This window comes from uncultured Campylobacter sp., from assembly GCF_937959485.1.
Taxonomy (GTDB): Bacteria; Campylobacterota; Campylobacteria; order Campylobacterales; family Campylobacteraceae; genus Campylobacter_B.
Genome location: NZ_CALGPY010000005.1, coordinates 488,976 through 507,419 on the forward strand (window position 1 = coordinate 488,976; position 18,444 = coordinate 507,419).

Annotated in this window: 19 protein-coding genes and 1 pseudogene; 7 read left to right on the forward strand and 13 right to left on the reverse strand. The window is 46.4% G+C overall.

Going from position 1 to position 18,444, the window contains the following annotated elements; translation table 11 throughout:
- Positions 1-177: 177 nt before the first annotated feature.
- The 3 genes and pseudogenes from Q0380_RS04420 to Q0380_RS04430 form a co-directional block, all read right to left on the reverse strand.
- Complete coding sequence (locus tag Q0380_RS04420) at positions 178-1,017, reverse strand: hypothetical protein (RefSeq protein WP_298960634.1); 840 nt, start codon at positions 1,015-1,017, stop codon at positions 178-180.
- Positions 1,018-1,268: 251 nt separating this feature from the next.
- Positions 1,269-1,361: pseudogene (locus Q0380_RS04425) on the reverse strand (phospholipase A); the annotation flags it as partial.
- Between the two features lie 75 nt (positions 1,362-1,436).
- The gene (locus Q0380_RS04430) at positions 1,437-2,327 is read right to left on the reverse strand and encodes a peptidylprolyl isomerase (RefSeq protein ID WP_298960637.1); all 891 of its coding nucleotides are present in this window, start codon (positions 2,325-2,327) and stop codon (positions 1,437-1,439) included.
- Between the two features lie 84 nt (positions 2,328-2,411).
- Between Q0380_RS04430 and gltX the strand changes: the two genes are divergently transcribed.
- The 7 genes from gltX to Q0380_RS04465 all read left to right on the forward strand — a co-directional run bounded on the left by gltX (position 2,412) and on the right by Q0380_RS04465 (position 10,228).
- Positions 2,412-3,791 (forward strand): glutamate--tRNA ligase, encoded by a 1,380-nt coding sequence (gltX, locus tag Q0380_RS04435; RefSeq protein WP_298960640.1) that lies wholly within the window; start codon positions 2,412-2,414, stop codon positions 3,789-3,791.
- A 1-nt stretch (position 3,792) separates the two neighbouring features.
- Complete coding sequence (locus tag Q0380_RS04440) at positions 3,793-5,049, forward strand: malic enzyme-like NAD(P)-binding protein (protein WP_298960643.1); 1,257 nt, start codon at positions 3,793-3,795, stop codon at positions 5,047-5,049.
- A gap of 44 nt (positions 5,050-5,093) precedes the next feature.
- Entirely contained in the window at positions 5,094-6,542 is a 1,449-nt protein-coding gene (locus tag Q0380_RS04445; RefSeq protein ID WP_298960646.1) for a nicotinate phosphoribosyltransferase, read from the forward strand.
- Positions 6,535-6,906, forward strand: coding sequence for a hypothetical protein (locus tag Q0380_RS04450; protein WP_298960649.1), 372 nt, complete (start codon positions 6,535-6,537; stop codon positions 6,904-6,906). Before Q0380_RS04445 ends, Q0380_RS04450 begins: the two co-directional genes overlap by 8 nt.
- Positions 6,907-6,985: 79 nt before the next feature.
- On the forward strand, positions 6,986-7,678 hold the full coding sequence (locus tag Q0380_RS04455) for an MqnA/MqnD/SBP family protein (protein WP_298960652.1): 693 nt from the start codon (positions 6,986-6,988) through the stop codon (positions 7,676-7,678).
- A complete protein-coding gene (gene gdhA / locus Q0380_RS04460; protein WP_298960654.1) occupies positions 7,675-9,033 on the forward strand; it encodes an NADP-specific glutamate dehydrogenase in 1,359 nt (452 codons plus the stop codon). Before Q0380_RS04455 ends, gdhA begins: the two co-directional genes overlap by 4 nt.
- Before the next feature lie 463 nt (positions 9,034-9,496).
- Positions 9,497-10,228: a DUF4197 domain-containing protein gene (locus Q0380_RS04465; RefSeq protein WP_298960657.1), complete on the forward strand. Its 732-nt coding sequence runs from the start codon at positions 9,497-9,499 to the stop codon at positions 10,226-10,228.
- Between the two features lie 437 nt (positions 10,229-10,665).
- Here Q0380_RS04465 and Q0380_RS04470 read toward each other — a convergent pair whose 3' ends face one another.
- The 10 genes from Q0380_RS04470 to Q0380_RS04515 all read right to left on the reverse strand — a co-directional run bounded on the left by Q0380_RS04470 (position 10,666) and on the right by Q0380_RS04515 (position 18,295).
- Positions 10,666-10,953, reverse strand: a complete 288-nt coding sequence (locus tag Q0380_RS04470; protein WP_298960660.1) for a hypothetical protein — start codon at positions 10,951-10,953, stop codon at positions 10,666-10,668.
- Between the two features lie 72 nt (positions 10,954-11,025).
- Positions 11,026-11,811 (reverse strand): Imm45 family immunity protein, encoded by a 786-nt coding sequence (gene imm45 / locus Q0380_RS04475; protein ID WP_298960663.1) that lies wholly within the window; start codon positions 11,809-11,811, stop codon positions 11,026-11,028.
- A gap of 70 nt (positions 11,812-11,881) precedes the next feature.
- Entirely contained in the window at positions 11,882-12,514 is a 633-nt protein-coding gene (locus Q0380_RS04480) for a hypothetical protein (RefSeq protein WP_298960665.1), read from the reverse strand.
- A 68-nt stretch (positions 12,515-12,582) separates the two neighbouring features.
- Positions 12,583-13,119, reverse strand: a complete 537-nt coding sequence (locus Q0380_RS04485; protein ID WP_298960668.1) for a hypothetical protein — start codon at positions 13,117-13,119, stop codon at positions 12,583-12,585.
- Between the two features lie 29 nt (positions 13,120-13,148).
- A complete protein-coding gene (locus Q0380_RS04490; RefSeq protein WP_298788668.1) occupies positions 13,149-13,424 on the reverse strand; it encodes an immunity 53 family protein in 276 nt (91 codons plus the stop codon).
- A 91-nt stretch (positions 13,425-13,515) separates the two neighbouring features.
- Entirely contained in the window at positions 13,516-13,869 is a 354-nt protein-coding gene (locus Q0380_RS04495; RefSeq protein WP_298960672.1) for a hypothetical protein, read from the reverse strand.
- Between the two features lie 115 nt (positions 13,870-13,984).
- Positions 13,985-15,337 (reverse strand): coproporphyrinogen III oxidase family protein, encoded by a 1,353-nt coding sequence (locus Q0380_RS04500; protein ID WP_298960675.1) that lies wholly within the window; start codon positions 15,335-15,337, stop codon positions 13,985-13,987.
- 69 nt (positions 15,338-15,406) lie between these two features.
- Positions 15,407-15,754, reverse strand: a complete 348-nt coding sequence (locus Q0380_RS04505) for an AzlD domain-containing protein (RefSeq protein WP_298960678.1) — start codon at positions 15,752-15,754, stop codon at positions 15,407-15,409.
- Positions 15,754-16,512: an AzlC family ABC transporter permease gene (locus Q0380_RS04510; protein ID WP_298960680.1), complete on the reverse strand. Its 759-nt coding sequence runs from the start codon at positions 16,510-16,512 to the stop codon at positions 15,754-15,756. The genes Q0380_RS04505 and Q0380_RS04510 overlap by 1 nt, the downstream gene beginning before the upstream one ends.
- 220 nt (positions 16,513-16,732) lie before the next feature.
- Entirely contained in the window at positions 16,733-18,295 is a 1,563-nt protein-coding gene (locus Q0380_RS04515; RefSeq protein ID WP_005869776.1) for an inorganic phosphate transporter, read from the reverse strand.
- Positions 18,296-18,444 lie beyond the last annotated feature (149 nt).

The window sequence follows — 18,444 nt, forward strand, 5'->3', positions numbered from 1 at the left end:
GACACCGAGAGTTTCTTGCGCTTTTTCTATCGCCTGTACGCACGCGCCAGAGTCGCATTGTAGCGACAGTCTCATGCCATGCCCGTTATGCCCTCTTGCTCCAGAGGCAAATAGATCTCGTCTAGCTCGCAAGCGATTTGGTCTAGCTCTAAAAACATGTCTTTTCCCGCATCTAGTTTATCTGAGATTTTTTGTTTCGGTTTTTATGATTTCGCCGTTTTCGCCGTAAAATTTCGTAGTCGCCACGCCCGCTTTTGCGTCGGTTACTACCTCTTTTATGAGCTCGCCCTTTTCGTTAAATTCCTTTTGTATTTTAACCGCTTCGTTTAGCGGCTTGCCGAGCGATAGGCGCTGGTCTATCACGCTTTTTAGCTTGCCGCTCGGGTAGAAAAACTCAAAAAGCAGCGGGTCGCCGCCTAGCTGGCATGTGCGGCTATTTAGGCGTCCGCTGTCGTCGTATTTTTCAAAAGTCGTTTCTTTTTTGCCCGTTCGGACGCTAATGAATTCCTTATACGACGGTTTGCCGTCTTTGCGGTATTCGGCTATGTTATTTTCGGTAAAAAAGCCCAAATTTGCGTCGAAGCGTTTGGTTTTTCGGTACAGTTTTAGCGCCTCGCCCGCGTCAAAATCCTCCAGTAGCTCCTTTTCTAGTCCGCTCCACAGACATCTCTCGGCCGTGAACGCAGGCGCGTTTCGGTGCTCTTTTGAGTACACTTCAAGTAGCACCCAGCGCTCGTTTTTGCGGACGACGAGCGAGATTTTTAGTTTCGTAGAGGGATCATCGGGGATCTTGCGCTTATACTTCTCGTCTGCCTCGTCGATGACGTAGCGATTTAGCTGCGCGCCGCTCGCGTCTAGCTCGATGATGTAGAGTCTGTTGCGTATTTTGCCGTTTTCGTCTTTTTCGCCGTTGCGTAGGTCGTATTTAAAAAATATCTCATAGGTTGCGATTTGCTCGTCGTTTTGCTGCCTAGGCGCGTAGTTGCCACCCGCTTGTAGCGAAGTCGCGCAGGTCAAAACGATAAAAACCTTAATAAATTTTTCATCTATCTCCTTAAGTTTTGCGCTTATGTTGCGGCGGCGACCTTACGTAAATTTATAGATCGTGCCGCGTTTGTAATTTTTAAAATTTACTCTCGCGCTTTGCTATACGTATTGCCCGCTCGTTGAATTTGCCGCGCTTGTTTGTTCGGACAAATTTGGCTTATCGCTCTTGGCCGTTTGTAGCGATTTTTACCTTGTCGGCGCCGTCTGAGTGCGAGGACTTTTTACTTTAAAATCGCAAAGCCGATGCCGACTTTATCGGTGTGGCGGTCATAGTCGATGAGGCTCTCGCCGTATCCTGTGAAGTACTTCACGTAGCCGTAAACACCGCTCTTGCGTTATCGGCGTTAAATTCTATAAAATTTAATGCACGGAGGCATCGGATTTTAAAATTACTGCCTTTTTTGCACTTTAACTTTTGGGGCGGTTTTTGCGCCTTGCGATTTTGCCTGCGGACGCTCGATAATGCGGATATTGGCGTTTGAGCGAAGTCTGTCGTTGAACTCGGTGATCGCCTTTTTGCGCTCGGAGGTCACGTAGCCTTCGATTGCCTTTTCTTGCACGCTGTCGAAATCAAGCGTACGAAGCCCTTTTTTGTCGTTTACGTAAAACATCTCATATCCGTTGCGCGTAGGGATAATCGGCGAAAATTTACCCTGCTCGACATTCGTGACGATGTATTTTAGTCCCTCGTCCATTTGATTGGCCTTGAGGGTTCCCTTCATCACATACACGTCGCTTGGGCGGAGCTTTGGATTTGCGCGGATCTTATCGAGTGGAGCCTGAGATTTTGCGATGTAGCGGGTGAGCGTGATGCTATCGAAGGTTGTAAATAATGAGCTATTTTGGCTGTAGAATTTTTTGACATTTTCGGGGGTCGTGCGGTGCTGTACGTCTGCGAATATCGAGCCATAGAGCTTTTCTTCAAGCAGTGTGCGGCGGATATTTGCTTTAAAGTCATCGTAGTTTATACCTTGCTTTTGCACAGCAGTTTTGAGCTGGTCTAAGCTAAGCTTATTTTGATCGGCGATCGCTTTGAGCCTCGCATCGATCTCCGCGTCATTTACCGCGATGCCGCGGCGTTTAATCTCGGATTGTTGCAGCTTTTGCCCGATTAAAATTTCCATCGCGGCTTGCGGCGAAGAGCCCGTTAGCTTCTGAACTTTGGCTAGTTCGTAGCCGGTGATGGGCTCATTATCTACCACGGCGATGACGCCGTTTACTACTTCGGCATTTGCACAAATAGCACAGATCATTGCGGAAAAAAGCAGTTTCTTTATCATTTTTAACCTTTATTTAGTCTTTTTGCTTTATAATTACAAGATCGCGATTATAACATTAAATGGTAATTTTTGCAAAGGAATTTTATGATAGTAACTCGTTTTGCGCCGAGTCCTACGGGATATTTACATATCGGCGGACTTAGAACGGCACTTTTTAGTTATCTTTACGCTAGAGCAAACGGCGGCAAATTTCTGCTGCGCATCGAGGATACCGATCTGAAGCGCAATTCGCAGGAGGCTGCTAAGGCGATCGAGGAAGCTTTTAAGTGGTGCAATCTGGACTATGACGGGCAGATCGTGTATCAAAGCTCGCGCTTCGATCTTTACAAACAATACGTCCAAAAGCTGCTAGATGAGGGCAAGGCATACAAATGCTATATGAGCAAGGATGAGCTGGACGAGCTGCGCGCGCAGCAGGAAGCTCGCAAAGAGCGCCCTCGCTACGATAACCGCTATCGCGACTTTACCGGCACGCCGCCTGCTGGGATCGAGCCCGTAATTCGTATCAAATCCCCGCTTAGCGGCACGATAGAATTTAGTGACGGCATCAAGGGCGAGATAAAATTTAACGCTGCCGATATTTTGGACGATTTCATCATCGCGCGCTCCGACGGCACGCCTACGTATAACTTTACGGTCGTGATAGACGACGCGCTGATGGGCGTCACAGATGTGATCCGCGGCGACGATCATCTAAGCAACACCCCAAAGCAGATTGTGCTTTATAATGCGCTAGGCTTTAAAATCCCGAAATTTTATCATGTCGCGATGATCAACGGCGCCGACGGCAGCAAGCTAAGTAAGCGCCATGGCGCTACCGACGTGATGGAGTATAAGCGCATGGGCTATCTGCCGCAGGCTCTGCTAAATTTTTTAGTGCGCCTGGGTTGGAGCCACGGGGATGATGAAATTTTTAGCATGGAGGAGATGAAGCGATACTTTGATCCTAACCATATCAGCAAGAGCTGTAGTACCTTCAACCAAACCAAGCTTGAGTGGCTCAATGCGCATTATATTAAAAACTCGGGCGATGATGAGCTTGCCACGCAGCTTGTGGAATTCGGCGTTGATATCCGCTCGCACGCGAAAAAACATCTCATCGCGCAGCAGTACAAACAGCGCGCAAAGACGCTAGTGGAGATGGCAGAGGGCATCAAGGCTCTTCTAAACCGCCCGAGCTGCTACGACGAGAAGGCGTATAAGAAATTTGTAACCGAAAGTTCGCTAAGCTTACTCGCAAAATTTGCGGATACTCTAAGCGCAAATTTAAACGCAAAGGAGTGCGAGGAGGAGACGATGAAATTTTTGGACGCAAACGGCGCCAAGCTAAAGGATCTTGCCCAGCCGCTGCGCGTTGCGATCACGGGAGGAAGCGTAAGTCCGTCGATTTTTGAAATTTGTGAAATTTTAGGAAGCGACGAAGTTAAAACTAGAATTTCAAATTTAATCAAAAAAGGATTATAAAATGGCTAAAGTAAACGTTGAAGCGGCTTTGAAGTACCACATAGGCGGTAAAATCGGAACGAATGTAAAAACCCCGTGCGCTACGGCGGAGGATTTGGCGCTTGCATACACGCCGGGCGTCGCGGAGCCTTGCAAGGTGATCGAAGGTGATCACGAAGCCGCGTTTAAATACACGAATAAGGCCAATCTCGTAGCCGTTATCACTAACGGTACGGCGGTTTTGGGTCTCGGAGATATCGGCGCAATCGCCGGAAAGCCCGTAATGGAGGGCAAGGCAGTTTTGTTTAAAAAATTCGGCGGCGTCGACGCTTTCGATATCGAGATCGACGAAAAAGATCCTAAAAAGATAATTGAAATTTGCAAAGCGATAGCGTCTACGTTCGGCGGTATAAATTTAGAGGATATCAAAGCTCCCGAGTGCTTCGAGATAGAGCGCGAGCTGCAAAAAGCCGTCGATATCCCCGTCATGCACGATGATCAGCACGGAACTGCGATGATTACGGGCGCAGGGCTAATCAATGCAGCCCTCATCAGCGGCAAAAAGATCGAGGATATGAAGATCGTAGTCAGCGGCTCGGGCGCTGCAGGCATAGCGTGCGCAAAGATGTATCGTAATTTAGGCGCCAAACATATCATAATGCTCGATTCCAAAGGGGTGATCCACAAGGGCCGCACCGATCTTACCGAGCAAAAGAAAGAATTTGCCCTAGACACCGCAGATCGCACGCTAGAGGACGCAATGAAGGGCGCGGATATGTTTTTGGGCCTTAGCAAGCCGGGCGTTTTAACCAAAGAGATGGTAAAGACTATGGCGCCGCATCCAATCATTTTTGCGCTTGCAAATCCGGTACCGGAAATTTATCCAAGCGAGGTCGAGGAAGTAAGAAACGACGCGATCGTAGGCACCGGCAGAAGCGACTTTGCAAATCAGATCAATAACGTTTTGGGCTTTCCGTATATCTTCCGTGGCGCGCTTGACGTAAGAGCCAAAAAGATTACGGAAAATATGAAAATTGCTGCCGCTCGTGCGATGGCGGATCTTGCTCGCGAAGAAGTTCCTGCAGAAATCCGCAAGATGCTGGGCAAAGATAGCTTGAAATTCGGCAAAGACTACGTTATCCCAAATCCTTTCGATCCGCGCGTATTTGCCGTGATCTCGACGGCGGTTGCAAAAGCTGCGGTAGATGACGGTGTCGCTCGCGTCAAAGAGTTCGACGCTGCGGCTTATAAAAAGAGCCTAGAAGCCAAAAAGCTATGATTCCTTGCTCCTGCACGAGGCGAGATTAAATTTGAGAGACGCAGATGCAAAATTTAGCTTTACTTACCGATTTTTATCAGCTTAGCATGATGCAGGGCTATTTTTTTACAAAGCCCGATCAGACGGCGGTTTTTGACGTTTTTTATCGCAAAAACCCAAGCGGCGGCGGTTACGCGATATTTTGCGGCCTAAGCGAGGTCGTGGATTATATCGAAAATCTTAAATTTAGCGATGACGACATCGCGTATTTAAAAAGTCTAAATTTATTTAAGCCCGAATTTTTAGAATTTCTAAGAGGCTTTAAATTTAGAGGCGAAATTTACGCAATGGATGAGGGGCAGATCGTATTTCCGCACGAGCCGCTAATCCGCGTCAAAGCAAACATTATGGAGGCGCAGCTCATCGAGACCGCGATCCTAAATACGATAAATTTCCAAACTCTAGTCGCTACGAAAAGCTCGCGCATAAACTTTAGCGCCAAAGGTGATTCGGTGATGGAGTTTGGCTTGCGCCGCGCTCAGGGGCGAAGTGCGGGTATCTACGGCGCAAAGGCTGCGATTATAGGCGGCTGCAGCGCCACGTCAAACGTGCTTGCCGCAAAGAAATTCGGCGTGCCCGCGATCGGCACTCACTCGCACTCGTGGATTCAGAGCTTTGATAGCGAGCTGGAGGCATTTCGCGCTTACGCTAAAATTTATCCGGACAGCGCGCTTCTGCTCGTCGATACCTACGATACTCTCGCAAGCGGCGTGCCAAATGCGATCAAGGTTTTTGAGGAGCTGCGCGCGAGCGGTCATAAGCCGCTTGGGATTCGCATAGATTCGGGCGATCTGGAGTATCTAACCAAGCAGGCGCGCAAGATGCTCGATGCGGCGGGCTTTGATGACGCAAAGATCACCGCGTCGAATGATTTAGACGAATACGCGATCGATCAACTCAAGCTTTTCGACGCCAAAATCGATAGCTGGGGGATCGGCACGAGGCTTATTACTGGCGGAGACAGTTCTAGTCTCGGCGGCGTGTATAAGCTAAGCGGTATCGAAAAAGATGGCGAGATCGTGGCTAAGATCAAAATTTCAAACGATCCGCGCAAGATCAATAATCCAGGCTACAAACAGGTCTTTAGACTCTACGACAAAGATAACGGTATGGCGCTTGCCGATCTGATCGCGCTTGATGGAGAGAGCATAGACGAGAGCGCGCCGCTTGAAATTTTCCATCCGCTTTACACCTACAAGCGCAAAATTTTAACGAATTTTAGCGCGCATAAGCTATTACGTCCCGTTTTCAAGGAGGGCAAATTCGTAGGCGTGCGCCGCACGGTAAGCGAGATCGCGCGTTTTAGCAAGGAGCAAAAGAGCAAATTTTGGCTTGAGCACCTTCGCAACGTTCATCCGCAGAGCTACAAAGTGGATCTCTCTCAAAAGCTTTGGGATATCCGAAAATCACTCATCAACGAGTGCAACCTCAATTTAAAGGAAAAATATGTTTAAAGTTCTATCGTGCGCCGCTTTGGCGTTAGTTTTGCTAGGATGCGGCTCAAACCAGCTCCGCCAATCCCCGGATAGCGCTATGAATAAGCAAGCACAGAGCGAAAAAACCATAACTAAAGAGAACGTAAAGACCTTCTATTTCGTCGATGACAAGGGCAAAAAGCTATCGCTTAGCTCAAACGACGATTTTAATACCGCCGTGCTAGAGGATGATAGCGGCAAAAGCTACAACCTTAAGCGCGAGCGTGCCGCAGACGGCATCTATATGGAGAACAAAGACGGAGTGAGCATCCACTTCAAAAAAGGTGAGGGCATAGTGGAGTTTAGCAAATACAAATCCATCCCGATCACCGAGGTCAAATAAACTTTAAAATTTTTTGGTTAAATTCCGATTTAGCGCCGGAATTTAGCCCTCTTTTCCTGCGCTAAATTCGGAGAAAGTTATGTTATTAGGCAAAATCGATTATCTAAATTTGCTCCCTTTTCACGTATTTTTAAAATCCCTTCCGCTGCCGTCTTATGTTAAAAAATCTATAGAATTTAAAAAAGGGGTGCCGAGCAAACTCTGCGCCGATCTTTATTATAGGCGTATAGATGCCGCGGTAATCTCCAGCATCGAAAGCCGCCGCGCAAAATACCGCAGGCTGCCTCTGGGAATCGTCGCAAAGCGTGAGGTGCTAAGCGTGCTCGTGCGCAAAAACTCGGCGCCCAGGCTCGATCCCGCGTCGATGAGCTCAAATATGCTAGCTCGCGTGCTGGATCTTAGCGGCGAGGTGCTAATCGGCGATAATGCTCTAAAGGCGCTGCTTTCGCAGGGCAAGGATAAATTTTACGATTTGGGCGAAATTTGGCAGCAGCGCACGGGCTTGCCCTTTGTTTTCGGGCGGCTGTGCTGCGTGAAAAACGAAAAAGCCTATTCGCGCCTGGCAACGAAATTTTTGCGTTCGCGCATTAAAATTCCAAGATATATTCTGCAAAGCTACGCCTTTTCGCGGGGCATAAAAGAGCGTGAAATTTTAAATTATCTAAAATTTATAAGCTACAAAATCGGCGTCCGCGAGGAGCTGGCTCTGAAAAAATTTATCGCCAAAGCCAAAAAATTAAAATTTAATCCGGTTCAAAAGGAGGAACTATGAAGTCTTACATCGACGGCTTGCTGCTAAATTTAAAGCGCGCCAATCCCGGTCAGGAGGTCTTTATCCAGGCATCGACCGAAATTTTATACTCGCTCATACCGCTTCTAAAGCGCGACGAGCGATACGTGAAAAATAAAATTTTAGAGCGCATTTTAGCGCCCGAGCGTACGATGATGTTTCGCGTCGTCTATATGAGCGACGACGGCGAGCCCTGCGTGCATACGGGATACCGCATAGAGTTCAACTCCGCTTTAGGACCTTACAAAGGCGGTCTGCGCTTTCATCCGAGCGTAAATTTAGGCGTTTTAAAATTTTTAGGGTTTGAACAAATTTTTAAAAATTCCCTCACCGGCCTTAATATCGGCGGCGCAAAAGGCGGCGCAAATTTCGATCCTAAGGGCAAGAGCGACGGCGAGATTATGAGATTTTGTCAAGCTTTTATGTTAGAACTTCACCGCCTAATCAGCTCCAATACCGACGTACCCGCAGGCGACATCGGCGTGGGCGGTCGCGAGATCGGCTATATGTACGGCGCGTATAAAAAGCTCACCCGCAGATTCGACGGCGCGCTTACGGGCAAGGGGTTAAGCTGGGGCGGAAGTCTTGCGCGCACCGAGGCTACGGGCTACGGCTCGGTATATTTTGCAAACGAGATGCTAGCTACCAGGGGCGATTCGCTGCACGGCAAAATTTGCACGATCTCGGGCGCCGGCAACGTCGCGATCTACACCGCCGAAAAGCTCTATCAAATGCAGGCTAAGCCCGTCACCGTAAGCGATTCCACGGGCTTTATCTATGACGCCGATGGAATAGACGTGGCGCTTCTTAAAAAGCTAAAAGAGCAGCTGCGCGTAGGGCTTTGCGAATATACCAAGGAGCGTCCCGGCGCAAAATTTACCCCCGCAAGCGCCTATCCCGCAGGCCGCAACGGCGTGTGGAGCGTACCGTGCGACGCGGCATTTCCGAGCGCTACGCAGAACGAGCTCAATCTGGACGATGCGCAAACCCTTTACGCCAACGGATGCCGCATGGTTTGCGAGGGCGCGAATATGCCCAGTACGCTCGAGGCGGTCGATTTTATGCTCGCGCAAAAGGACCTTCTTTTCGGTCCTGCGAAAGCGGCGAATGCGGGCGGCGTGGCTACGAGCGGGCTTGAGATGGCGCAAAACGCGCAGATGGCGTCGTGGAGCTTCGAGGAGGTCGACGGCAAGCTGCGCGAGATCATGCGTCACATATTTCGCACCAGCTACGAGACCTCGAAGGAATTCGGTGCGGAGGGCAATCTCGTGCTGGGCTCGAATATCGCGGGCTTTCGCCGCGTAGCCGACGCGATGCTGGATCAAGGGCTGGTTTAGGCCTGCTTATCGTGCCGAAAGCCGCAGCTCGCTTTTAAATTTAAGATTTTTAAATTTACGGCAAGCTTTTTGGCGGGTTTGATAAAATTTCAATCGTTTGCGCTGAGGATATAGCCGCTCATCGCTATAATTCATTCTGCGCAACTTGTGCGCTGCGTAAATTTAAATAGCGCCGAGCAGCGTTTTAAAATTTTAGCTCGTCGTAGCGCTGCTTTTAAAATTTAGCCGCAAGCACGACAAAGACCGCCCAGCCAAATTTCATCTTTAAATTTGGCTGGTAAATTCCGCCCGTTAAATTTAGCTTTGAAATTTGACGTTTAAAATTTAGCTCGAAGCTGCTTTTAAATTTAGCCTAAAATTTTATCTCAGCTCGCCCGCGCAGCGCGTAAATTTAAACTGAGCACGGGCTGAGCGTTTACCGCATTTTGGCATAATGGCGCAAATTTTATCCAAAGGTTGCAATATGAAAAAATTTATGGTTTTACTCGCCGCCGCGTCGCTGTCGCTCGCGCATGCGGACGTAACGGATATCCTAAAGCAGGGCGCGGACGTGCTCGGTGCGACTCAGAGCGGAAACTACAAAGAGCTGCTCGCTTCCGCTACGAACCGCGCCGTAGCCGAGCTCGCCAAGGGCTACATCCACAGCAAGACCGCTAAAATCGAGCTTCCTCCTTCGCTGAAGGCGGCTGCGAAGCTTGCGAGAAAGGTAGGCGGCGATAAATGGGAACGTGAGCTCGTCGTGAGCATGAACGACGCCGCTACCAAGGCGGTGAGCGGTGCGAGCAAGATATTTTTGCAAGATCTGAAATCTATGAGCGATGCCGACGTTAAAAAGCTCATCGGCGGCGGCGACACGGCGCTTAGCGAGTATCTGCAGAGCAAATCAGGTGCGAAGCTGCGGGCGGTTTTTAGGCCGATCGTAAGCGATATGATGAGCAAAAACAGCTTCGCGACAGCGTATAACGGGCTAAATTCCTTCGCGCAAAACAAGATCGCGGGTAACGAAGCGGTGCAAAACATCGCGCGCGGGCTGGGTGCGAGCGAGTATCTGCCTAAGCAGGGCGAGGATCTGAACGATTACATCACGCAAAAGACGCTGGACGGGCTATTTGCGGTGATGAGGGAAAAAGAAAGCGCGCTTCGCGGCAGCGCCGTTGGCAAAGGTGCCGGGATTTTAGGCAAGGTGCTTAAATAAAACTTGCGGCGAGGCTTTGGCGTAAATTTCGCCGTATAGCTACTTTTAGTTGCTTTGCGCCGCCGGTTTGAGTAGCTTAAGGCCTGCGCACGAAGTTGCCCGCTCGCGCGAGCAGCTGCTTGAGTCAAAGTAGGCGCGCGGCAGAATTTAGAGGTTTGTTTGTCGCGCGCTCGGCATGTTGGCTTTATACGATAATCTTATGCGGAGTTTAGTCTGCGAAATTTAAAATTTCGCAGAGCTTCAGGGATTTGAAATTTTAAAATTTCACGCGGTGTTTAGGTTCGCGTATAGACAGCGTTTATATCTAAAATTTTACAAAGCGGCGGAGTATCGAGAAATAGGGCGATATTAGATAAGAGTGTAAGGATAAAACAAGAAAGCTGTCTTGTAAATTTCGCTTCTTTCATATCTCTCTTTATTGTTCCGCAAAAACCGGTTTACTCATTAGTTCTATTATTTTCTGATTCCATTCTTCTTAATTCTTTAAGCGCTCTATTATGGACATTGGCTTGCTTGCAAACTCTACCTTCAGCAGCAATATATCTTACTAAATTTATATCATTTGTATCGATTGCTATCAATAATCTACCCATAAGCCTCTCCTCTACAAAAAACGTATAATCACACTTTGCACACAAATTGCTTTCATAAATTATAAATAATAACAAAATTACTACAGCGCAAATTATAAATTTTAATGCTTTGATGATTCCGCTTTTTATCATTTATTTATTCTCCTTATCTTTGTATGTATTCTACCCATACATACCGCCAACGCCAATTTGTGGGGCATTATATCACTTCTTATTTTTAAATTTAAATCTCTTTTGCTTAATTTTTATGAAATTTTCCAACTGCTTATCGGTAAAATTTAAAACCTCTTTTCGGTTTTGCAAATTTACATAGGTGTGCCTTATATCACAGCACCTATAAAAAATATATTTCCAATTTTTAATTAGCCAGTCTGCCTCTATCATATTTTTATCTGTTTTAAATAAAAACGGCAGAACCCATAAGCCCGCCTTGTAGCCGCTAATTACGACCAATTTTATAAAATTTACTCCATCATCGTCTTTTGCTTTTACTACGATAAAGCTTACATTTTTCTCATATGGATAGCTGGATTTTCTACACTCGATAATATCTCCGACCTCGATCTTTCCGCGAAATTTCAAGAGAGGAATGCTAAATTTTTTCATTAGACTCCTCTTTATGCGTCTATTGCGTCCGAATTTATCCCTAGGTTTTGTCAGTCTGAAACCGGGGATTGTTTCGTCGCAATCTTCTAGTTCATCGCTACTAAGGTAATTATCAGAGCATATGAATACCTCCCGGGGGCTCGCATTGATGCCGAAATTTGCTAAATTACGAATTAATTGCTCCTTATCCACGACAAACCCCGCTTTGCTTGATAACATCTCGCTAGGAAGTTCAAAGTATCTGTTATCTTTTAAATTTAAAAGGCAAGGATTTTCTGTCCAGAAACATCGCTCATCACAGACCATAAGCTCATCGTCGTTAAATTTTATAATATCGCCTCTTTGTAAATCATTGTCGAAGGTTGATATTGGTAAGATGGTCATTTAAAGTCCTTTTTTGCTTGCTAGATTAAACATGTTCATAATAAATTTTTCGTTATTTGTAATCGCTAAATTACACCTCTATACTCACATCCTTATACTTTTCATAAAGCCTCGGCTTTAAAATTTTATCACGATACTCTTTGCCCGCATTAGTCATACACATCCAGTGGCTAAATCTACTCCAGGTATCGGGATTCTTCCAAGTTATCTCTGCTTTGGGAGTTATGTTCTCCTCCTCTAAAAATTTATACCCAAAAAAGAAATTATCTCTAAAATAGACCCACTTCTCATAAAGCGACATACCTAGATCGATCTTGGATAAATTCGTATCGAAGTCAGCCCATTTCTTTCTTAAATTTTCGCCCTCTATGCCGAAGTCTATCATACCCCCTAAAAACAGCTGACCCATTACTCCGAAATACTCTCCCGCGTATGTCGGATAGGCTGAAATTTCAGGATTATCTTCGTCCGCTAGCTTATAATCGCTTTGGATAATCCAATGTAGTTCAAACCATTCGTACCAATCAAAGATTTCATATTCAATGTAATCCAAAATATCTTTTTTTCTGGTACCGGGAATTTGAGCTAATATGCGAATAAACGAATCCATCCAGCAATCAAATCCTAAAGCCTTATAAAGTTCTTCATCTTTGTTAAAAACCCAGCCGTATAGTTCATTCGGTTTTAAAATTTTAAATTTCATAGTATCTCCTTTTTAAATTTAATCGGTTGGCGATATAAAATTTACCTCATCGATCCGTTTAGTTGATCTCATATAAACTCGCTAATATAAAAATTATTTGATTCCGAGAGTTTAGGCATACTTTTTATTATTTCATCTAAATCGACGCTCTTTATTTCGGCGCAATTTTTTAGATCGCCGCAGATGCTGATAAAAACAAGATCGTCTCCATTTTTGCCTATAAATTTACCCTTTGCGTAATAGCCGCCTTCAAATCTTTCATAGGCTATATAATATAATATTTGCTTTAAAATTTCACTTTGATCCAGCTTGAAAAAGGTGCAGAATTTCGCGCCCTCTATATCTTGCGATATGTCGGTAGCGCCTACGGAGCTTTTTTCATATTTTTTAAGATCTATTTTTCCGATATTGTTTTCATCTCCTTCGCCGATTGCTCCAAGCACGCGAAAATCCCTATCTATCTCGCCGTAAATATCAAAAAACAGATAACTGCCCTTAAAGCTTTTATAGGCGAATTCCTTTACGGCGTCCTTAACAATTTCGATATTTGCAAGCGTAACTTCGGTCTTTTTGCAAGATTCGTTTTTTATCTCGACTTCGATCATCTAGGCTCCTTTATTTGCCTTGCTAAATTTTAATCCATAAGCCATTTTACTACATGCTCCAATAATTCCTCTAAATTTTCGGCTCCGCAACTTCCTTTGAGTTCGTTTTCCGTGGCATTGATGAAAAACCAATCCTCGTCATCTCTATCGATATTTATTTTGATCGGCTTTTTCCCGCTCTCGCCATCGATTTCAATCCACCAACCGGGATTATCGACCGTTTCTAGCGTAAGGCCATATTCATGCTCCCATTCTCCGTCGCATTTGGAAGCGTACCAGTTTTGTATGAGTTTTAGATTACTCATTGTTTCCTCCTTTAATTTTATAAATTTTAAAATTCTAAATTTATTAGGCTTTGATATTGCAATTGAAGCAGGGCTTCTTTGCTATTTAAATTTAATCGCTTATTAGAAATTTCTTTTCCAAGCCATCTTCCTTTATGTCGATTATCTTCCACCCCGGTCTATTTAAAAATTTTATAGCTTTTTCATCCAGTTCGGACAATGGCTCCTCAAGATTAAATTTAGTTTTATAGTAATATAGCGAAAGATCTCTTTTGTTGCCCTGCTCCATAAGTTGCATTATGCACCTATCGTTTGAATCACCGGTTATATGGCGGTTTATCATCATAAACGCCTCACAGCTTTTATGAAACGGAAAGCGACCGAAGTTAAAAAGATTGCCGACGAGCTCAAATACAAGGACAAAAAACAGAAATAAAATGAATAGTTTAATTCCTCTACGTTTCATTGCGGCGCTTCCTAAATTTTGAAATCAAAAATTCGTTTGTGTTTTTAAATGCCAGACGGTATTTGCGCTTAAGTCGCGGGTGCGTCTAAGCGCTAGTAGCGGTCTGGCACAAAATTTACGACGCTATCTCGCCTTTTGCTGCGCCAGCTGCCGCGGATTCGCTTTCGTCCATGATGATGAGCTGTTTTGCACGCTTAATCTTGGCATCGTCGCGAAACGCCGCGCGCACCTTGTCCATGCCGGTGTAGAATTCCTTCATCAAAACAAGGCACAAATACGCGCCAAATTCCGTCGTGCGGATGATCTCGCCCTCGATGCGTACGGCTCCTGCTAGCCTTAGCAGGCTAAGCTCTCTGCCCAGTTCGCGACGCAAATTTAGATCGTTTACGGCGTTAAATTTAGCGATATCGATCTCGCCGTTAAAAAGCTCGGTCAAAAAGAGGTATTTCGCGCGCTCGGATCTGCTAAAATCGCAAGTGGCGATTACGGTGCTTTCGTTTTTGCGCACCCTGCTTGCGTACTCTTCGAGGTTGAACGCATTTACGAGCAGCCTGCCGCCTAGGAAACTAAACGCGCCGCTTCCGATGCCCACGTATTCGTGGTTTGTGCCTACATACTCGTCGTTGATGTTTGATTTCTCGCGAGCGAAAGCCCATGCGTTGCTGCGGTGCCAGCTAGAAAATTCCTTGCAGATGATGGAGTAAAACTCCTCCTCGCGGTCTATGTTGCTAACGCCGAGGCTCCGCGCTATTTGATCGCGCATCAAAGGGGATTTCATCAGCGGATACAGCGTGATCTGCTCGGGCTTCACCGCCTTTGCCGCTTCGATGTCGCGAAGTAAAATTTCGCGTGTTTGAAACGGAAAGTTAAAAATCAGATCTAGGCTTAAAATCGGTAAAATTCCGACCGCTCGGGATAGTTTTTCTTGCAAAATTTCGCCCGAGCCGAATTTGTCGTAGCGTGAAGCTTTGCGTAAAATATCATCATCAAAGCTCTGCACCCCTACGCTTAGGCGATCTATTAGCCCGCGAAATCGCAGCAAGCTCTCAGGCTCGATGTGGTTGGGATCGCTCTCGCACGAGACCTCTTTGATACTAAAAAGCGACTTGGCAAGCTCCAGGGTGCGCGCTAGCTCCTCCTCGTCGATGAGCGTCGTGCCACCGCCTACATAAAGCGTCTCAAAGTCGTAGCCTGCGTCCTTCGTGCGCTGCATCTCGGTGCGTAGCGCGCCGAAATACGCCTTGCACGCACCACGCTCGTAGGCGTATTTATGAAAGGAGCAGTACGGGCAAAACGTGTGGCAGAAGGGCACGTGCATGTAGAGCATATATTTTTTATCGGGGTTTGGAATTTTAGCGATGTTCTCTTGCGTGATGTCGATTCTAAGGGAGTTGTATAGGGATTTTTGCATGGTGTCGGCGGCGTATTTTTTAGCGAAGCTATGCACCATTTGACTGATAAAATTCATAAAACTTTAACCTTTTTTAAACTTAAAAACTAATTTTTGAAGTTTATCGAAAACTAACTTATAAATTTATCAATAATTTAATAAAAAGCGTATCGCCGCCATATATATTAGCGTAGGAAGCGCTATCGTAACGAGCGAATTGCGAAATTTAGCATGCACAACAAACGCCATAATTAGGCAAAATAGCAGCGTCGCCGTTTGCAGCGCGTCCGCGCTGAAAGCCCGCTCGCCCGAAAAGCTAGACAGCATCGTCTTAAGCGCATAGATCGTCAAAACGACCATTATCAAAAGGCCCGAGTTTTTCTGCAGATACGATAGGCTTGGACTCGCGGTCTTTTTCTTAAAAAGCAGCAGCGGCAAAAATCGCGTCAAAATCGTAGCGAGCGAGGCCAGAAAGATATAGGGCAAAATTTCCACTACCTGCTCCTTTTTAAGAATTTTCGCAGTCTGCGTCCCGCGTACGAAGGTCGCTCGAAGTATTTACGAAAGAGCAGCAAAACCGCAGTGCCGAAAATCAGAGTGCCGAATAAAAAGTATTTTGTAGGAAAGATAAAAAGCCCCGCAAACGCGCAGGCAAATCCTAGCAATAGCACTTTGTATTGCGGATTTGCTTTAAAAACCTCATAGGTTAGCATCGCAAAAAGCGCCGTCAGGCTAAACTCTACTCCGCTAAAATCAAGCTTCAAGCTTGCTCCCAAAACAGCCCCTACAACGACGCCCGCGACCCAGTAGGAATGATTTAAAACCGCGGTTAGATTATAGAGCAGATCAAGCTCTTTTAATCTTTGCTGCGTTACGGGTTGTTCGCTGCTAAGCTCCTCGGGGCGCAAAAACGCACGCGCTTTTAGCAGCGCAAAGGTTTCATCCGTAAGGGCATATACGGCGTAAATTTTATGACGTACGAAGCGCAGCTCGTCCAGTAGCGACATCGTGTAGAAAAAATGGCGAAAATTTAGCAAAAACGCCACGACGAAGGTATCTACGAGCGAGGCGTGAGTTACGATGAAGGCAATCAGCACGAACTCCACGCTGCCTGCGTATATCAGCAGTGAGGTTAGCGCGAGCGCCCATACGGGCAGGTCTTGGCTGATGCCGTAGATACCAAACGCCAGCCCTAGCGGCACGTAGCCCATCATCACGGCGAGGGTGGATCTAAAAATTTCAAATTTACTCATAGCTTTCCTAAATTTAAAAGCGCGATTTTAGCTAAAATTTTATTAAATTTTACAGGGCATGCGGGCGAATCTGTGCCGTTGCTAGCGAGTTTTGCGCTGCCATTCGCCGCAAGAGGAGTTGCAAAATTTACTCGCTTCGGCGCCGTGAAATTTTAAAATTTGGCCTGCGTAGAATTTTGCGAAATTTTAAAATTTCAGGGAGCGGATTTTTAAATTTAGCCTAAAATACGTGGCGCAAAAGTACGAATGCAAACGCCGAAAGTAGCGCCGAGACGGGCAGGGTGATGATCCACGCCAGCCCGATCGGCTTCATCAGCGACCAGTTCGTGCTGTGATTTACCAAGCCGATGCCTAAAATCGCGCCGATTAGCACGTGGGTCGAGGAGATCGGAAGCCCCAGCACCGATGCCGCCATTACGACGACGGCGCTTGCGAGCTCGGCGCTAAAGCCGGAGGCTGGGTGGATTTTGGTAAGATTGGTGCCTACGGTGGCGATTACCTCTTTGCCGATGAACCAAAGCCCCGCTATGAGGGCTACTGCAAACATTATCATAATCTGCTGCGGCACGGGAGTGGAGGGATTGATACTATTCGTAGCCATCGTATCGATGATGGCGGCAAACGGACCCACGGCGTTTGCGATGTCGTTGCTGCCGTGTGAAAAGGCAAAACCGCTAGCGGTGAGCACCTGCAGCCAGCTAAACATCAAAAACGCGGATTTGTTTAAATTTGAGCGGCGCAGGGTTTTAGCGAAAATAAACATCAAAAGCCAGGTAATCAGCGTCGACATACCGATGATGAGGTAGTTGTAAAAATTCGTAAGCCCGAAATTTAGATTATGCAGCCCCTTAAATATCAACATCGCCGAGATCACGAAGGCTCCGATACCGGCTACGGCGGGGATCCCGTACTCTAGGGCCTTGTGGGATTTGAGCTTCTCTTTTTTAGCGTCAAGCTCGATCACCTTTTTATAATACTCGCTATCCAGTTCGCTTGGATCAAAATCGGGATCGCGCATCGCGTAAATATCGTGATTTAGCGCCTCTGCATAGGCGATCTTTTGAATGTCGTCTAAGGTCTCGAAGGTCTTTTTATGCAGCTTGCGGAGAGATTTTTTTTCGCGCTTTATGCGGTCGATCTTTATTTGAGCGTAACGGTTGTAATCCAAAATATAATGTTTGATGAGCCAGAAAATTCCAAAGGAGATCACTCCGCCCAAAATCGGCGAGAGTACCCAAGAGATCGCTATTTTGCCGATCTTATCCCACTGCACTAGCCACAATGCGGAAGTCTCTGCGGTATTAAGCAGGGCGCCTAGCGTAAGCCCCGAGCCTACGATACCGCCGATGATTGCATGAGTAGTGGATACGGGCAAGCCCTTTCTGCTAGCAAAAAGTAGCCACGCGCCAGCCGCAAAAAGCGCGCTCATCATTACATAGATAAAATCTCTCGGATGCACATCCATTTTGCTAAGATCGATTATGCCGCTGCGGATCGTCGAAGTCACTTCGCCGCCTGCGATTACCGCGCCGCTTGCTTCAAATACCGCCGCGATACAAAGGGCTTGCGCTATGCTAAGGGTGCCGCTTCCGACGCTGGTGCCGAAAGAATTTGCCACGTCGTTTCCGCCGATATTAAAGGCCATAAAGATGCCCAAAAATACCGAAACCAAAAATAGCATTTTATCGCCGCTTCCTATAAAACCGAATCCCCAGATAAGAAAATAGATTGTTACGCCGCAGAATATGCCGTAGAAAATGAGACTTATCTTGCTAGATTTCATAGCTCTCCCTTAAAATCCGCGAAATTTTACCACACGCGCCTTAATCCCCACTAAATCGCACGGGCGAGGTATATAAATTTTAATTTTAAAAGCGAATTTAGTGGCGCGCGCTAAGCTTTATTAAATCAATACTTCGTTACAATCCACAT

Bases quoted from the DNA above. Each gene is read 5' to 3' on its own strand.
- Q0380_RS04430 (WP_298960637.1), bottom strand. From the start codon at position 2,327: ATGATAAAGAAACTGCTTTTTTCCGCAATGATCTGTGCTATTTGTGCA.
- gltX (WP_298960640.1), top strand. From the start codon at position 2,412: ATGATAGTAACTCGTTTTGCGCCGAGTCCTACGGGATATTTACATATC.
- Q0380_RS04440 (WP_298960643.1), top strand. From the start codon at position 3,793: ATGGCTAAAGTAAACGTTGAAGCGGCTTTGAAGTACCACATAGGCGGT.
- Q0380_RS04445 (WP_298960646.1), top strand. From the start codon at position 5,094: ATGCAAAATTTAGCTTTACTTACCGATTTTTATCAGCTTAGCATGATG.
- Q0380_RS04450 (WP_298960649.1), top strand. From the start codon at position 6,535: ATGTTTAAAGTTCTATCGTGCGCCGCTTTGGCGTTAGTTTTGCTAGGA.
- Q0380_RS04455 (WP_298960652.1), top strand. From the start codon at position 6,986: ATGTTATTAGGCAAAATCGATTATCTAAATTTGCTCCCTTTTCACGTA.
- gdhA (WP_298960654.1), top strand. From the start codon at position 7,675: ATGAAGTCTTACATCGACGGCTTGCTGCTAAATTTAAAGCGCGCCAAT.
- Q0380_RS04465 (WP_298960657.1), top strand. From the start codon at position 9,497: ATGAAAAAATTTATGGTTTTACTCGCCGCCGCGTCGCTGTCGCTCGCG.
- Q0380_RS04470 (WP_298960660.1), bottom strand. From the start codon at position 10,953: ATGATAAAAAGCGGAATCATCAAAGCATTAAAATTTATAATTTGCGCT.
- imm45 (WP_298960663.1), bottom strand. From the start codon at position 11,811: ATGACCATCTTACCAATATCAACCTTCGACAATGATTTACAAAGAGGC.
- Q0380_RS04480 (WP_298960665.1), bottom strand. From the start codon at position 12,514: ATGAAATTTAAAATTTTAAAACCGAATGAACTATACGGCTGGGTTTTT.
- Q0380_RS04485 (WP_298960668.1), bottom strand. From the start codon at position 13,119: ATGATCGAAGTCGAGATAAAAAACGAATCTTGCAAAAAGACCGAAGTT.
- Q0380_RS04490 (WP_298788668.1), bottom strand. From the start codon at position 13,424: ATGAGTAATCTAAAACTCATACAAAACTGGTACGCTTCCAAATGCGAC.
- Q0380_RS04495 (WP_298960672.1), bottom strand. From the start codon at position 13,869: ATGAAACGTAGAGGAATTAAACTATTCATTTTATTTCTGTTTTTTGTC.
- Q0380_RS04500 (WP_298960675.1), bottom strand. From the start codon at position 15,337: ATGAATTTTATCAGTCAAATGGTGCATAGCTTCGCTAAAAAATACGCC.
- Q0380_RS04510 (WP_298960680.1), bottom strand. From the start codon at position 16,512: ATGAGTAAATTTGAAATTTTTAGATCCACCCTCGCCGTGATGATGGGC.
- Q0380_RS04515 (WP_005869776.1), bottom strand. From the start codon at position 18,295: ATGAAATCTAGCAAGATAAGTCTCATTTTCTACGGCATATTCTGCGGC.